The sequence below is a fragment of the Cellulosimicrobium sp. NPDC055967 genome (assembly GCF_042269845.1).
Lineage (GTDB): Bacteria > Actinomycetota > Actinomycetes > Actinomycetales > Cellulomonadaceae > Cellulosimicrobium.
The window spans coordinates 569,389-584,385 of record NZ_JBHJYJ010000001.1 but is presented as its reverse complement, the minus strand read 5'-3'; the positions used below and the strand labels follow the sequence as shown (position 1 = coordinate 584,385).

At 74.3% G+C, this 14,997-nt stretch carries 16 protein-coding genes; 11 read left to right on the top strand and 5 right to left on the bottom strand.

What is annotated here, in order from left to right; all coding sequences use genetic code 11:
* Nucleotides 1-85: 85 nt before the first annotated feature.
* On the top strand, nucleotides 86-1,108 hold the full coding sequence (fbaA, locus tag ACFC2L_RS02485) for a class II fructose-bisphosphate aldolase (protein WP_253055145.1): 1,023 nt from the start codon (nucleotides 86-88) through the stop codon (nucleotides 1,106-1,108).
* Between the two features lie 205 nt (nucleotides 1,109-1,313).
* On the opposite strand, the gene ACFC2L_RS02480 is transcribed toward fbaA, so the two are convergent.
* Nucleotides 1,314-1,739, bottom strand: a complete 426-nt coding sequence (locus ACFC2L_RS02480; RefSeq protein ID WP_375822641.1) for an STAS domain-containing protein — start codon at nucleotides 1,737-1,739, stop codon at nucleotides 1,314-1,316.
* 138 nt (nucleotides 1,740-1,877) lie between these two features.
* Here ACFC2L_RS02480 and ACFC2L_RS02475 point away from each other — a divergent pair, with 138 nt between their 5' ends.
* Nucleotides 1,878-4,100, top strand: a complete 2,223-nt coding sequence (locus ACFC2L_RS02475) for a SpoIIE family protein phosphatase (protein ID WP_375822640.1) — start codon at nucleotides 1,878-1,880, stop codon at nucleotides 4,098-4,100.
* Between the two features lie 25 nt (nucleotides 4,101-4,125).
* On the opposite strand, the gene ACFC2L_RS02470 is transcribed toward ACFC2L_RS02475, so the two are convergent.
* Nucleotides 4,126-4,488, bottom strand: coding sequence for an STAS domain-containing protein (locus ACFC2L_RS02470; protein WP_047233594.1), 363 nt, complete (start codon nucleotides 4,486-4,488; stop codon nucleotides 4,126-4,128).
* Nucleotides 4,489-4,564: 76 nt separating this feature from the next.
* Nucleotides 4,565-4,999: a DUF3151 domain-containing protein gene (locus ACFC2L_RS02465; protein WP_375822638.1), complete on the bottom strand. Its 435-nt coding sequence runs from the start codon at nucleotides 4,997-4,999 to the stop codon at nucleotides 4,565-4,567.
* A 305-nt stretch (nucleotides 5,000-5,304) separates the two neighbouring features.
* Between ACFC2L_RS02465 and ACFC2L_RS02460 the strand changes: the two genes are divergently transcribed.
* Nucleotides 5,305-6,591, top strand: coding sequence for an adenylosuccinate synthase (locus ACFC2L_RS02460; RefSeq protein ID WP_375822637.1), 1,287 nt, complete (start codon nucleotides 5,305-5,307; stop codon nucleotides 6,589-6,591).
* 87 nt (nucleotides 6,592-6,678) lie between these two features.
* The gene (gene purD, locus ACFC2L_RS02455) at nucleotides 6,679-8,001 is read left to right on the top strand and encodes a phosphoribosylamine--glycine ligase (protein WP_375822635.1); all 1,323 of its coding nucleotides are present in this window, start codon (nucleotides 6,679-6,681) and stop codon (nucleotides 7,999-8,001) included.
* Between the two features lie 144 nt (nucleotides 8,002-8,145).
* Here purD and ACFC2L_RS02450 read toward each other — a convergent pair whose 3' ends face one another.
* On the bottom strand, nucleotides 8,146-9,741 hold the full coding sequence (locus ACFC2L_RS02450) for a ricin-type beta-trefoil lectin domain protein (protein WP_375822633.1): 1,596 nt from the start codon (nucleotides 9,739-9,741) through the stop codon (nucleotides 8,146-8,148).
* 407 nt (nucleotides 9,742-10,148) lie between these two features.
* Here ACFC2L_RS02450 and ACFC2L_RS02445 point away from each other — a divergent pair, with 407 nt between their 5' ends.
* Nucleotides 10,149-11,093 carry a phosphoribosylaminoimidazolesuccinocarboxamide synthase gene (locus tag ACFC2L_RS02445; RefSeq protein WP_375822769.1) on the top strand — a complete coding sequence of 315 codons (945 nt, stop codon included), beginning with the start codon at nucleotides 10,149-10,151 and terminating at the stop codon, nucleotides 11,091-11,093.
* Nucleotides 11,094-11,122: 29 nt separating this feature from the next.
* Here ACFC2L_RS02445 and ACFC2L_RS02440 read toward each other — a convergent pair whose 3' ends face one another.
* Nucleotides 11,123-11,473: a hypothetical protein gene (locus ACFC2L_RS02440; protein ID WP_375822632.1), complete on the bottom strand. Its 351-nt coding sequence runs from the start codon at nucleotides 11,471-11,473 to the stop codon at nucleotides 11,123-11,125.
* 171 nt (nucleotides 11,474-11,644) lie between these two features.
* On the opposite strand from ACFC2L_RS02440, the gene ACFC2L_RS02435 reads away from it, so the two are divergent.
* The 6 genes from ACFC2L_RS02435 (at nucleotide 11,645) to ACFC2L_RS02410 (ending at nucleotide 14,939) form a co-directional block, all read left to right on the top strand.
* Complete coding sequence (locus tag ACFC2L_RS02435) at nucleotides 11,645-12,019, top strand: PadR family transcriptional regulator (RefSeq protein WP_375822631.1); 375 nt, start codon at nucleotides 11,645-11,647, stop codon at nucleotides 12,017-12,019.
* Nucleotides 12,016-12,297, top strand: coding sequence for a hypothetical protein (locus ACFC2L_RS02430; protein WP_375822630.1), 282 nt, complete (start codon nucleotides 12,016-12,018; stop codon nucleotides 12,295-12,297). Before ACFC2L_RS02435 ends, ACFC2L_RS02430 begins: the two co-directional genes overlap by 4 nt.
* Before the next feature lie 3 nt (nucleotides 12,298-12,300).
* Complete coding sequence (locus ACFC2L_RS02425; RefSeq protein WP_375822629.1) at nucleotides 12,301-12,588, top strand: hypothetical protein; 288 nt, start codon at nucleotides 12,301-12,303, stop codon at nucleotides 12,586-12,588.
* Between the two features lie 182 nt (nucleotides 12,589-12,770).
* Nucleotides 12,771-13,058: a phosphoribosylformylglycinamidine synthase subunit PurS gene (purS, locus tag ACFC2L_RS02420; RefSeq protein ID WP_375822628.1), complete on the top strand. Its 288-nt coding sequence runs from the start codon at nucleotides 12,771-12,773 to the stop codon at nucleotides 13,056-13,058.
* Nucleotides 13,058-13,777, top strand: coding sequence for a phosphoribosylformylglycinamidine synthase subunit PurQ (purQ, locus tag ACFC2L_RS02415; protein ID WP_375822627.1), 720 nt, complete (start codon nucleotides 13,058-13,060; stop codon nucleotides 13,775-13,777). Before purS ends, purQ begins: the two co-directional genes overlap by 1 nt.
* A gap of 10 nt (nucleotides 13,778-13,787) precedes the next feature.
* Entirely contained in the window at nucleotides 13,788-14,939 is a 1,152-nt protein-coding gene (locus ACFC2L_RS02410; protein WP_375822626.1) for a GNAT family N-acetyltransferase, read from the top strand.
* Nucleotides 14,940-14,997: the final 58 nt, after the last annotated feature.

The window sequence follows — 14,997 nt, the reverse complement described above, 5'->3', positions numbered from 1 at the left end:
GGTCGAACGGCCCTGACCCTGCGCTGTCATCCATGCCAGACTTTGACCTGACAGTCCACCCCGCACGACTCCACAGGAGCTCCGCATGCCCATCGCAACCCCCGAGGTCTACGCCGAGATGATCGACCGGGCGAAGGCAGGCTCGTTCGCCTACCCGGCCGTCAACATCACCTCGTCGCAGACCATCACCGCCGCGCTCCAGGGCTTTGCCGAGGCCGAGTCCGACGGCATCATCCAGGTCTCCGTGGGCGGCGCCGAGTACGGCTCGGGTTCGACGGTCAAGGACCGCATCGCCGGTTCGCTCGCGCTCGCGGCGTACGCGCGCGAGGTCGCGAAGAACTACCCGGTGCAGATCGCGATCCACACCGACCACTGCGTCAAGAAGAACCTCGACTCGTGGGTCCGCCCGCTCCTGGCCCTCGAGGCCGAGCAGGTGAAGAACGGCGGTCTGCCGACCTTCCAGTCGCACATGTACGACGGCTCGGACGTCCCGCTGGACGAGAACCTCACGATCGCGGCGGAGCTCCTCGAGCTCTCGCAGGCGGCGCGCACGATCCTCGAGATCGAGGTCGGCGTCGTCGGCGGCGAGGAGGACGGCCACGAGGCCGAGATCAACGAGAAGCTCTACACGACGGTCGAGGACGGCCTCGCGACGGTCGCGGCGCTCGGCACGGGCGAGAAGGGCCGCTACCTGACGGCCCTCACGTTCGGCAACGTGCACGGCGTGTACAAGCCGGGCGCGGTCAAGCTCCGCCCGGAGATCCTCAAGGAGATCCAGGACGCCGTCGGCGCGAAGGTCGGCAAGGCGAACCCGTTCGACCTCGTCTTCCACGGCGGCTCGGGCTCCACGGCCGAGGAGATCTCGGCCGCGGTCGACTTCGGCGTCATCAAGATGAACATCGACACCGACACGCAGTACGCGTTCACGCGTCCGGTCGTCGGCCACATGTTCTCGAACTACGACGGCGTCCTGAAGGTTGACGGCGAGGTCGGCAACAAGAAGGCCTACGACCCGCGCGCCTGGGGCAAGCTGGCCGAGGCCGGCATGGCCGCCCGCATCATCGAGGCGTCGCAGCAGCTGCGCTCGGCGGGCAACAAGATCCGCTGACGCCCCGCGAGCCGGCGTCGCGCCGGCTCGGGACGCGCGAAGGCCCCCGGTCCGTTCGGACCGGGGGCCCTCGTCGTGGGTCGTGCCGGTGGTCGCGACCGGTGCCGACGGGTCGTGACCCGTCGGACAGGACGACCGTGCGGCGGGGTGACCGTGCAGCAGGGTGACCGTGCAGCAGGGTGACGGTGCGGGGGTGGGGCCGGCCTCAGTCCGTGGTGCCCGCGCCGTCGCCCGGGGTCTCGTCGAGGTCGAAGCCGGGGTCCACGTCGACGATGTCGAGCAGCTCGCCGATGCGGGTCACCTCGAGGAGGAACCGGACCGTCGGCGGGGCGCGCAGGACGCGGACCCGGTGCGGGCCGCGCGACGCGAGGCGTGCGAGGAACGCCACACCGGACGAGTCCATGAAGGTGACGTGGTGCGCGTCGATCTCGACGGGGAGCCCGGAGTCCTCCGCCGCGGCGGTCGCCTCCTGGAGGTCGGCGCCGAGGTCGGCGTCGATCTCGCCCGAGAGGACGATGCGTGCCCGCGTCGTCCCCACGATGACGTGCACGCTCGCCGGGTCGCCCGCCCCGGCGGGGTCGCCGGCGACGCCGACCGGACGGTCGGCGGCCGAGGGTGTACCTTCGCGCACCGGCGCTCCTCTCTGCGTGGTCCCGACCCGTTCCGGTCTCGGGAAGCACCAATCTACGGTTGAATGTCCAGTCGGGACAGTAACGCGACCGTGGCGTCGGTTTCCAGACGATCGACGCACGGACCGTCGGAGGTGACGATGGGCAGCTCGCCGGGGCTCGGCACCGACGTGCCCGCGCACGTCCAGGAGCTGTGCACGCGGGCGATGGAGGGCGCCGGTGTCGCGATGTTCGTCACCGGTCCCCGCTCGGACGAGATGCCGATCGTGTGGGTGAACGCCGCGTTCGAGCGCCAGACCGGGTTCGCCGCCGCCGAGGTCCTGGGCCGCAGCCCGCACGTCCTCGAGTCCCTCCTCTCGGAGCCGGTGGACGCGCAGGAGCTGCGCACGGCGATCGCGGAGGAGCGCGAGATCACGCACACCGTCCGCGCGCTGCGCCGCGACGGTTCCCCCGTGTGGACCCAGCTCTCGCTCGCCCCGCTCGCCGGCCCGGACGGTACCGTCACCCACTGGGTCGGGGTGCAGGTCGACGTCTCCGAGCACCTGGAGCGGTACGCGGCCCAGGTCGCGTCCCTCGCGCTGGAGCGGCGCGAGCGTGCCGTGCTCGACGTCGTCTCCCGCAGCTCGGACCTCCTCGCCGACCTCGACCAGCCGTACGCGCTGCGCGACATCACCCAGCTCCTCGCGGGGTACGTCGTCGACTGGGCCGGCTTCTACCTCAACGACGACGGGCTCCGGTACGCCGAGGGCGTCGACACGGCCGCGCCCCCGAGCGGGCGCGGGCAGCGGCACGGCCGCTACACGCCAGGGGCGTTCCCCGTCGCGCCCGGCCTGCACACGACCGACGCGCTCGGCGACTCCGCGGCCGTCACCGGCTCCGTCCCGCGCGTGCGCCTCGTGGACGTGCCCGACCGCGTCCAGGACGTCCTGGACGGGCGCATCGAGGGCCCCGTGACGCTCGACCTGTCCGCCACGTACCCGCAGTGGTCGGCGTCCGGCTGGCTCCAGCGTGACCTGCACCACCGGCACTCGGGCCTGCCGCACCGGCCGGGCTCCGTGACGGTGACCGCGGTCCCGGGCCGCCGGCGCATCCTCGGCCTGCTCGTCACGGGCGACGCGCCCGACGCGGCGCAGCACGGGCTCGGCACCGAGGCGGAGGCGCGCGAGGGCGTGCGCACGCTCCTCCAGGTCATCGCGCGCCGCGCCGGCACCGCGATCGACAACGTGCGGCTCTACGCGCGCGAGCACCGCCTCGCCGAGACGCTGCAGCGCGCGATGCTGCCCGAGCAGGCCGACGTGACCGGGCTCGACGTCTGGACCTACTACGCGCCCAACTCGGAGCACGCACAGGTCGGCGGCGACTGGTACGACGTCCTGCAGATCGCGCCGGACGTCGTCGGGCTCGTCATCGGCGACGTCGTGGGCCACGACGTCGAGGCGGCGGCGGCGATGGGCCAGCTCCGCTCGGTCGTGCGCTCGTACGCGTACGAGCTCACGACGCCGGGACCGGTGCTCGAGCGCGTCGACCAGCTCGTGCAGGGCATGCGCATCCCGCGCTCCGCGAGCCTCGTCTACGCGGCGCTCACCCAGCCCGACGCCGAGCAGCCCGACGACGCGTGGCGCATCGAGTACTCGCGAGCCGGGCACCTGCCCCCGCTCCTGCTGCGGGACGGCACGGTGACGCAGCTCGACGACGCCGGGGGCGCGCTCGTCGGGTTCGGCGGCCGCAGCCGGTCGACGGGCGTCGCGGCGCTCGCCCCGGGCGACACGCTCGTCTTCTACACCGACGGCCTCATCGAGCGCCGCGACCGCGCCCTGCGGGTGGGGCTCGAGGCGCTCGTCGCCGCGTCCGAGGCCGTGACGGCCGTCGACGCCGCGGGCGTGGGTGAGGAGCTCCTGTCCCGCCTCGCGGACGCCCCCGAGGACGACGTCGCGCTCGTCGTCGTGCGCATCCCCGACCCGGTGCACGACGCGTCGGCCGTCGTGCTCAGCCCGCGCAGCCGCCGCTGGCTCCTGCCGAGCGAGCCCGCGTCGATCGGGCGCGCGCGGCACGCCGTCGTGCGCACGTGCCAGGCGTGGGGCGTGCGGGACAGCGCGAACGCGGAGCTGGTGGTCTCCGAGCTCGTGGCGAACGGCGTGCTGCACGGCTGGGGGCACCTGGCGCTGCGCCTCTTCGACACGGGCGACGGCATCCGCGTCGAGGTCGAGGACTCCAACCCGGCGCCGCCCGTCCCGACGGACGGGCACCCGAACCGTATGGGCGGGTTCGGCATGCAGATCGTCGAGCGGCTCGCGGACTGGGGCTGGCGCCCGACGGCGTCCGGCAAGCTCGTCTGGGCCACGCTGCGGCCGTCGGGTCGATAGGCGGTCGCCCCCGCGGGCCCGGCCGTCAGGCCGGGGGCTCGACCTTCGCGAAGCCGGACGGCGGCGTCGCGGGCTCGCAGCGGTGGTCGGAGTCGATGCGGAACAGCTCGAGCGCCCCGCACACCTCCAGCACGAACAGGTCGCGGTCGTCGCAGCCGCGCAGCACCGTGGCGCCCCCGCGCTTGCGCCCCGAGTCCGCGAGCGAGATGAGGAACGCGGCGCCGGTGGAGTCCATGAACGTCACGCGGCACATGTCGATCACGAGGAGCTGACGGCGCAGCCCGACGACGCGCGCCGCGATCTCCGGGAACTGGTCACGCTCGGCGAGATCGAGGTCCCCGGCGATGACGAGGGTCGTCGTCGCGGGTGACGTGGCGATCTCGATCATGTCGTCGACTCTAATCGTCGCCCGGGTGGGTCGCGCGTCCACCGCCCCTGGACGACGGTCGCGCGACCCGGAGCCGTCAGCGCAGCCCGCGGACCTCGTCGGCCGACGTGCCGGAGTCGCGCAGGAACTGCTCGCAGCGCTCGGCCTCCTCGACCTCGCCGATGTACGCCGCGCACTCCGCGAGCGCGAGCAGCGCGCGCAGGAAGCCCTGGTTCGGGACGTGGTCGGCCGGGATCGGGCCCTGCCCGCGCCAGCCCGCCCGGCGCAGCGAGTCGAGGCCCCGGTGGTAGCCGGTGCGCGCGAACGCGTAGGCCGTCACGGCGCCGCGGGAGCCGTTCTCGTGGAGGAAGTCCTCCGCGAGGTACGCCCACGCGAGCGAGCTGGCGGGGGTGCGGGCCGCGATCTCGTACGGGTCGCCGTCGGCGGCGATGGCGTCGCGGACGTGCGCGTAGTCGTCGGGAAGACGGACCGGCGCAGGGCCGTCGAGGAGGTTCGCGTGCGTGTCGCTCATGGAGCCATTCTGCCCGCCCGGGATGCGCCCGGCACCGGAACGTGCCGAACGCGGGGTCGCTCCCCACGCCGGCCGCACGATGAGGAGCGATCACGGGCTCGGCGGACGCGCCGTGGACGACGGACGCCCGAAAGGTCAATGGCCGGTAAACTCGGCGCCGGTCCCCGGGTGACTGCCGCCCGGGTGACGCCTCGGGCCCGCGGGCCCAGCGCCGTCGGGCACGACCTGCCCGCTCCGCTCCGGACGCCGGTGCGCCCACGACCATGACCGGCCCGAGGAACAGGCAGTGCGAAAGTGGGGATTCCATGCCAGGCGTGGTGCTCGTCGGTGCCCAGTGGGGCGATGAGGGCAAGGGCAAGGCGACCGACCTGCTCGGCTCCCGGGTCGACTACGTGGTCAAGTTCAACGGCGGCAACAACGCCGGCCACACGGTCGTCATCGGGGACGAGAAGTACGCGCTCCACCTGCTGCCGTCGGGCATCCTGTCCCCGGGCGTCACGCCGGTCATCGCGAACGGCGTCGTCGTGGACATCGAGGTCCTGTTCCAGGAGCTCGACGACCTGATCTCGCGCGGCGTGGACGTCTCCCGCCTGCTCGTCTCGGGCTCGGCGCACGTCATCGCGGGCTACCACCGCACGATCGACAAGGTGAGCGAGCGGTTCCTCGGCAAGCGCCGCATCGGCACGACCGGCCGCGGGATCGGCCCGGCCTACGCGGACAAGATCAACCGCGTCGGCATCCGCATCTGGGACCTCTTCGACGAGAAGATCCTCGCGGAGAAGATCGAGGGCTCGCTCGACCAGAAGAACCACCTGCTGGTGAAGGTCTACAACCGCCGTGCCATCACGGTCGACGAGACCGTGGCCGAGCTGCTGCAGTACGCCGAGCGGCTCAAGCCGATGGTCGCGGACACGGCGCTCGAGCTGAACAAGGCGCTCGACGCGGGCAAGAACGTCCTCTTCGAGGGCGGGCAGGCCACGATGCTCGACGTCGACCACGGCACCTACCCGTTCGTCACGTCGTCCAACGCGACGGCGGGCGGCGCGCTCACCGGCTCGGGCGTCGGGCCGACGCGCATCAGCTCCGTCATCGGCGTCATCAAGGCGTACACGACGCGCGTGGGCGAGGGCCCGTTCCCCACCGAGCTGTTCGACGCGAACGGCGAGTACCTGCTCAAGCAGGGCGGCGAGTACGGCGTGACGACCGGCCGCGCGCGCCGCTGCGGCTGGTACGACTCGGTCATCGCGCGCTACGCGACCCGCGTCAACGGCATCACGGACATGGTGCTCACCAAGCTCGACATCCTCACCGGCTTCGAGAAGGTGCCGGTGTGCGTCGCGTACGACGTGGACGGCGTCCGCTACGACGAGATGCCGCTCGACCAGACCGCGTTCCACCACGCGAAGCCGATCTACGAGGAGCTCGACGGCTGGCAGGAGGACATCTCCGGCGCCCGCACGTTCGAGGACCTGCCGACGAACGCGCAGCGCTACGTGCTCGCGCTCGAGGAGATGTCGGGCACGCGCATCTCCGCGATCGGCGTCGGCCCGAGCCGCGATGCGATCATCCCGCGGCACGACCTCATCCACTGAGCCGCCGTCCCTGAACTGACGACGCGCGCCGACCACGGCCCGGACGCCCCGCGGGGCGTCCGGGCCGTCTCGGTAGACTCGGCGCCCGTGAAGATCCTCGTCGTCGGGACCGGTGCCCGCGAGCACGCCATCGTCCACGCCCTCGCGCACGAGGCCGACCGCCCGGGCTCCGAGCCCCACGAGCTGCACGCCGCTCCCGGGAACCCCGGCATCGGGGGCCTCGCGACGCTGCACGCCGTCGACCAGAACGACGGCGCCGCGGTGGCCGCGCTCGCCACGCACCTGGGCGTCGACCTGGTCGTCGTCGGCCCGGAGGCGCCGCTCGTCGCGGGCGTCGGGGACGCGGTGCGCGCGGCGGGGATCCCGGTGTTCGGGCCGAGCGCCGAGGCCGCACGCCTCGAGGGCTCCAAGGCGTTCGCCAAGGACGTCATGGCGGCGGCGTCCGTCCCGACGGCCCTCGCGCACGTGTGCACCGACGTCGACCAGGTCGCGGCCGCGGTCGACGCGTTCGGCGCCCCGTACGTCATCAAGGACGACGGCCTCGCCGCGGGCAAGGGCGTCGTCGTCACGGAGGACCGGCAGGCCGCGCTCGAGCACGCCGCCGCGTGCTTCGCGACCCCGCGCCGGGCCGCGGACGGCATGCCCGAGGACCCGCGCGTCGTCGTCGAGGAGTACCTGGACGGCCCGGAGGTCTCGCTCTTCTGCGTGAGCGACGGCGCGACCGTCGTCCCGCTCGCCCCCGCCCAGGACTTCAAGCGCGCGTTCGACGCCGACGCCGGCCCCAACACGGGCGGCATGGGCGCCTACAGCCCGCTGCCGTGGGCGCCGGAGGGGCTGGTCGACGAGGTCGTCACGCGCGTCGCGCAGCCGACGATCGACGAGATGGCGCGGCGCGGCACGCCGTTCGTCGGCGTCCTGTACGTGGGGCTCGCGCTGACGAGCCGCGGGACGCGCGTCGTCGAGTTCAACGCGCGGTTCGGCGACCCGGAGACGCAGTCGGTGCTCACGCGCCTCGCCACGCCGCTGTCCGCCGTGATGCTCGCGGCGGCGCAGGGCCGCCTCGCCGAGGTCGGCGCGCTGCGCTGGCACGACGACGCGTCGGTCACCGTGGTCGTCGCGGCGCACGGCTACCCGGGCGCGGTGCGCGGCGGCGACGTCATCACGGGCATCGACGCGGCGGAGGACGTCGAGGGCGTGCACGTGCTGCATGCAGGCACGTCGCGGGGGGACGACGGCGGCCTGGTCGCCTCGGGCGGCCGGGTGCTGTCGGTCGTGGCGCGCGGTGCCGACCTCGCCGAGGCGCGCCGTCGGGCGTATGCGGCGGTCGACCGCATCGTGCTCCCGGGCTCGCACCACCGCACCGACATCGCGGCGCGGGCCGCCGCGGGCGAGGTCACGCTCGCGGGCTGACGCCCCGCCGTCGGGCAGCCCGCCCGACCCCGACGCGCCCGGGCGCCCGTCGAGCACGACCTCTCCCGCCGTCGAACACGACATGACGGTCGCTTTCACGCTGATAACGACCGCCATGTCGTGTTCGGCGCCCTGGGGGTCCTGTCAGGCTCGGTGCCACTTCTGGGCCGCGGTGCCGTTGCACGTCCAGATCTGGAGCTTCGTCCCGTCGGTGCTGTTGCTGCTCGGCACGTCGACGCACTTGTTCGCGAGGACGGACACGAGGTCGCCCGCGCCGCTCAGCACGAACTGCTGGGCGGGGTGGCCGCTGCAGTTCGCGAGCTGGACGGCGGTCCCGTCGGCCGTGGCGGCCCAGGCCACGTCCATGCACTTGCCGCCCGCGCGGACCGTGCCGTCGGACTCGAACGTCCACCGCTGGGCGTTCGTGCCGTTGCACGTCCAGAGCTGCAGCCGCTTGCCGTCGCTGAAGTCGGAGCCCGGCACGTCGATGCACTTGCCCGCGAGCCCGACGAGCGCGCTGCCCGACCCGCCGCCGGTCGTGACGAGCGACAGCCCGTACGCCGAGAGGATCGGGTTGACGGGCTGGTAGATGAACTTGCCGCCGTTGGAGCAGTCGTTGATGCGGCCCGAGGTCACGCCCTGCGCCTGGTTCCCCGAGATCACGGAGCCGCCCGAGTCGCCGCCCTCGGCGCACGCGCTGCCGCGCACGAGGCCGGGGATGTCGCCGTTGCCGTAGTTCACGGTGATGTTCTTCTGCTCGATGACGCCGCAGCGCCAGCCCGTCGTCGCGCCGGAGCGGCAGATGGACGCGCCCACCGGCGCCTCGGCGGACCCGGCGACGTCGACCGTGCCGCCCGCGTAGTTGTTGACCCGCGGGACGGGGGAGAACCCGGCGTCGACGCGCACCCAGGCGTAGTCGTGGCCGGGGAACGATGCCGCCTGGACGGTGCCCATGCGCGCCCAGCCCGCCGTGAGCACCTCCTTGCCCGCGGCGCCGCAGTGCCCGGCCGTGACGAAGCCGCCCTGGACGGCGAAGCCGATCGAGCACGCCGACCCCGACGACGCGCCCGGGTCGCGGGTGATGTACCGGTCGCCGCCGCGCACGTCGGCCGTGAGCTCGTACGGCGCGTCGACGACCTCGGTGCGGACGGCGGCCGGGTCGACCCCCGAGGCCGCGACGAACGCCTCCGCAGCGGCCGGGTCGAGCGACTCGACGACGACCTCGTTCGTCGTCACGTCGACGTACCAGGCCTGGACGGCGTCGGGCGTCGACACCTGGTCCAGCCCGGTGGCGACGGCGTCGAGCTCGGCGAGGCCGCGCTCCACGACGACGGCCTCGGCGCCCGCCGCCTCGACCTCGGGGACCGCGGCCGGGTCGGTGACGGCGACGACGGGCGTCGCGGCGTCGGCGTCGACCCACGTGCCGGCGTACGCCGCGCCCAGGCCGCCGCTCAGTGCCTGCTCGACGGCGCCGGTCGCGGCGTCGAGCGCGAGGCGGTCCGCGACGCCGGCCGCGTCGAGGCCCAGGTCGCGCTCGAGCGCGTGGAGCTGGCCGGGGGACAGGTCGTCAGGACTCGGGACGGGCCCGGCGAGCAGCGCGGGGACCGCGCTCCCGGCGGACGTCGGGGTGCCGGCGGGTGCGCTCGCGCTCGCGGCCGTCGCGAGCCCGACGCTCGCGACGACCACCCCGATCCCGCTTGCTAGCGCTGTCAGGCGATGGTGCATCGTGCCGTGGTGCATCGTTGCCTCCTCGGTGCGGATGTCGACCCCGCCGTCGTCGGCCGGGCCGGGACAGCGGTGCAGGCGCCCCCGAGGGGGTCGCTCCGATGCAGGCCCCCGACGGTGAGGGAGCGCTCCCACGACCGTCCTGACGGCACAGTAGCGGCTTCGGCGGCGTTCGTCGCGCCGGGCTCGGCGGTGGTCGCGGTCCCGTGCCGTCGGGCGAGGCGTCTCGGCGCCGTCCGAGGGGCCGCCGGGACGGGACGCCTGTTCGAGCCGCCAGGTCGGACCGCCGGTCCGGCGAGGCAGGCTGACAGGCTGACCGACCGGTCGTCGGACACGGTGCCGCGCCCGCTACGGCCGGTGCGAGACTAGGGGCCGTGACCGACACCCCTCAGGACCCTGCCTCGGCCCTCTCGCTCGGCGAGGTGGACGCGCTCGACACCGCGGCGCTCGACCTGCCCGGCTGGACGCACGTGTACTCCGGCAAGGTGCGCGACCTCTACGCGCCGGACCTGCCCGCCGTCGGCGGCGTGCACCCGCTCGGCGACGTCGTGCTCGTCGTCGCGAGCGACCGGGTCAGCGCCTACGACCACGTGCTGTCGCCCGGCATCCCCGACAAGGGCGTCGTGCTCACCCAGCTCAGCCTGTGGTGGTTCGAGCAGCTCGCCGACCTCGTGCCGAACCACGTCGTGTCGACCGAGGTGTCGTCGGAGCCGGGCGACGGACTCGTGCCCGACGTCGTCGCCGGGCGCGCGATGATCTGCCGCCGCCTCGACATGTTCCCCGTCGAGTGCGTGGCGCGCGGCTACCTCACCGGCTCCGGGCTCGTCGAGTACCGCGCCGGGGGAGAGGTCTGCGGCGTGCCGCTACCTGCCGGGCTGGTCGACGGCTCGCGGCTCCCCGAGCCGATCTTCACGCCCGCGACCAAGGCGGCCGTCGGCGAGCACGACGAGAACGTCTCGTTCGACGCGGTCGCCGCGCAGATCGGCCTCGACGACGCCACGCGCCTCCGCGACCTGACCCTCGCCGTCTACGCGCGTGCCGAGCAGGTCGCGCGCGAGCGCGGCGTGATCCTCGCGGACACCAAGCTCGAGTTCGGCGTGGACCCGACCACGGGCCAGACCGTCCTCGGGGACGAGGTGCTCACGCCCGACTCGTCGCGGTTCTGGCCCGCGGACCAGTGGGAGCCGGGGCGCGCGCAGCCGAGCTACGACAAGCAGTTCGTCCGCGACTGGCTCGTCTCGCCCGCGTCCGGGTGGGACCGCGCGTCCGACACCCCGCCGCCGTCGATCCCCGCCGAGGTCGTCACGCGCACCCGCGCCCGGTACCTCGAGGCGTACGAGCGCCTCACGGGCTCGACGCTCGGCTGAGGCTGTCAGTCGGTCGACCGGTCTCGCCGTCAGGCGGTCCGGGCGGCGCCCGGGCGCACGTAGGTGTGCCCGCTCGGCGCGGTCCACCGGACCGAGCCGTCGGCGAGCAGGGCGGGCCGCCAGCCGTCGCGGGCACGGACGACGCGGTGGTGCCGGCAGAGCGCGACGAGGTTGTCGGCCTCCTGTGCGGCGGCCGCGGCGTCGTCGTCCGCGCCCGGCCGCGGGGCCACGACGTGGTCGAGGTCGCAGCGGAACGCCGGGACACGGCACCCGGGGAACACGCAGGTCTCGTCGCGCGTGAGGACGCGCGCGACGGTCTGCGGCGTCGGACGAGCCCTGCCGCGCTCGGCGGTCGGAGCAGGTGCGAGCGGTGCTGCCACGCGGACCTCCCTGCGTCGTGGGACCAGTTCGTGCGAGGGCGGGGAAGGGGCAGGACCCCGCCCTCGCACCGTGCCCGAGCGTGCGTCTCGAACACGTGTTCGACTCTAGCCGCACCCTCCGACACGCGTCGAGGGCTGGCTCTATAGGTCGTCATCCGATACATATCGTTCATGGCGCCGAGTCCTCCCGCGTTCCGCATGACCGAGCAGGCGTACCTCGTGCTGCTCTCCCTCAGCGCGGAGCCGCGGCACGGGTACGCGGTGATCCAGGCCGTGCGCGAGCTGTCCGACGGCCGCACCCGGCTCGGGGCCGGCACGCTCTACGGCAACCTCGACCGGCTCGTCGGGGCCGGGCTCGTCGAGCCGACCGGCGAGGAGGTCGTCGACGGCCGCCTCCGGCGCTACTACCGCGCTACCGACGACGGGCGCCGAGCGGCCCGGGCGGAGACTCTCCGCCTCGCCGAGCTCGCCGAGCGTGCGCGGCGGTCCCTGGAGCGCCACGGCCCGGCGGGCGCCGCCGACGGTCTCGCGGGGAGCGGCGCGTGAGCGCGGGCGGCGCCGACCGGTACGAACGGTCCGCCCGGTTCTGGCTCCGCGCCTACCCGCCGCGCTGGCGCCGCCTCCACGGCGACGAGGCGCTCGCGGTCCTGCTCGACCTCGCGCCCGCGCCCGACGACGGCGGGGCGCCGCACGGCATCGGCGCGCGCGAGGCGTGGGGGCTGGTGCGCGCGGGCTGGGCGCTGCGCCGGCGGGAGCACCCGCCGCTCGGGCGCTGGTTGCTGTACCGGCTGTTCGACGCCCGGCTCCCGTCGCGCTACTGGTGATGGGTGGCCGACGACATCCACGGCCTGCTCTACCCCTGGCGCGTGACCATGACGGGGCTCGGGACCGCTCTCGCGATCTTCTACGGCTGGCCGGTGCTGGCGCAGGTCCTGTTCTCGGACGACGTCAGCAGGCCCGAACTGTGGCTGATCCTCCTGTGGTGCGGGACGTTCCTCGGCGGGGGGCTGCTCTTCCGCCGTTCGCACGTCGCGCGCGCGTGGCGAAAGCACGTGCTCGACGGCAACATCCCCGTGGACACCCCGACGGACCCGCCGCGCGCGGCCGGAGCCTGAGCCGCGCCGTCGTGCCAGGGTGCGGACGCCCGCCGGAAGCGTCGTGCGCGCCCGGTAGACTGGCCGCGGAATCCCGCCGTCGGCTCCCGCTCGCCCCGTCCCACCGGCCGTCCTCGACGACCGTGACGTGGGCGGGATCCCGGAGCCCCGGCTCTCCCGAACTCTCTCGCCAAGGAGCCCCCGTGGGACGCGTCGTCGTCGAGGTCATGCCCAAGCCCGAGATCCTGGACCCGCAGGGCAAGGCCGTCGTCGGGGCGCTGCCGCGCCTCGGTTTCACCCAGTTCACGTCCGTGCGCCAGGGCAAGCGGTTCGAGCTCGAGGTCGACGGCCCGGTCACGCCGGAGGTCCTCGCCGCCGCCCAGGAGGCCGCGGTCAAGGTCCTGTCGAACCCGGTCATCGAGGACGTCGTGCGTGTGGCGGACATCGAGGCGGACGCCGCCGCGACGATCACGTCCGAGGGGCTCGCCTGATGTCCGGCGCGACGCTCGCGACGGCGCGGATCGGCGTCGTCACGTTCCCCGGCACGCTGGACGACCGCGACGCGGCGCGCGCGGTGCGCCTCGCGGGCGGCGAGGCCGTGTCGCTGTGGCACGCGGACGCCGACCTGCACGGCGTCGACGCGGTCGTCCTGCCCGGTGGCTTCTCCTACGGCGACTACCTGCGCGCGGGCGCGATCAGCCGCTTCGCGCCCGTCATGGAGTCGATCGTCGACGCGGCGGCGGGCGGCATGCCCGTCCTGGGCATCTGCAACGGCTTCCAGGTCCTCACCGAGGCCCACCTGCTGCCCGGCTCGATGGTCAAGAACGACCACCTGCACTTCATCTGCCGCGAGCAGGTGCTCGTGGTCGAGAACGCGGACACGGCCTGGACGCGCGACTACACGGTCGGCCAGCGCATCACCGTCCCGCTGAAGAACCAGGACGGCCAGTTCGTCGCGGACGACCGCACGCTCGACGAGCTCGAGGCGGAGGGTCGCGTCGTCTTCCGCTACGACGGCTGGAACCCGAACGGGTCGCGCCGTGGGATCGCGGGCATCACGAACGCGGCGGGCAACGTCGTCGGCCTGATGCCGCACCCCGAGCACGCCGTCGAGGCGGGCTTCGGCCCGGCGAACGAGGCGGGACCCCGCGCGGGCACCGACGGGCTCGGCTTCTTCACGTCGGTCCTGGGCGCGCTCGTCCGCGCATGACCAGGTCGGCGTGACGGGCGCGTCCCCGCGCGTCCGGCCCGACGGCGTCGGACGCCCGGGCGCGCACGTCACCGTCGAGGCCGTCCCCGGGGACGACGCCGCGGCCGAGCTCCTGCGCGCCCGTCAGCAGGCGGAGCTCGCCGTGCGCTACGGCGAGCCCGACGCGGGCACGTTCGAGCCCGAGGCGTCGGTCGCGAACCTCGTGGTCCGGTCGGCCGGCGAGCCGGTCGCGTTCGTCGCGCTGCGGGACGTGTCGGGCACTCCCGACGGCCGCGGCGGCGCGCACCCCGCGCGCACCGGCGAGGTGAAGCGCCTCTGGGTCGAGCCCGACCACCGCGGCCACGGTCACGCGCGCACCGCGATGCGGGCCGTGCACCGGCACGCTGTCGACGCCGGTCTCGAGCGCGTCGTCCTGGAGACCGGGACGCTCCAGCCCGAGTCGATCGACCTCTACCTCTCGCTCGGGTACGTCCCGATCGAGTCGTACGGCCACTACGCGGGGCACCTGCTCTCGCGCTGCTTCGCGCTCGACCTCAGGACGGCGCGGGGTACGGGCGTCGGCACCGGCGCCGTGGACGAGACGTCGGCGGCGATCGGCGGGCCCGGGACGCTCGACGCGCGGTCGACCGCGACCCCGCGCGAGTCCGTGACCACGTCTGCTCGTGGGGTCCTGGAGGTCCGCGCCGTGCCGTGGGACGACCCGGACGCGGCGACTCTGCGGCGCGAGATGCACGAGACGTCCTCGGCGATCCTCTACCCCGAGCTGTTCGCGGCGTTCGACGCCGCCGGCGGGTTCGACGTGGTCGACGCACGCCTGGGCGCCGACGTCGTGGCGACCCTCGTCGCGTACCGGGACGGTGAGGCCGTCGGGTGCGCGTCGCTGCGTCGCCCCGCGCCCGGGGCGCCCGCGGACGCGCTCGAGGTGAAGAAGGTCTTCGTGCGCGCACGGGCGCGCAGGACCGGGACGGCCCGCAGGCTGCTCGACGGGCTCGAGGCGGTCGCGCGCGAGCGCGGGGCGGCCCGGCTCCTGCTCGAGACGGGCATCCGCCAGCCGGGCGCGATCGCGCTCTACCGCTCGCTCGGCTACCGCGCCGTCCACACGTTCCCGCCCTACGTCGGGGACAACCACGTCGCGCTCTGCTTCGCGAAGCCGCTGGTCTGAGGGTCGCGCCAGGGGATTCTCGGGGTCGTGCCGGATATGCCCGCGGTGTCCGGCTCCG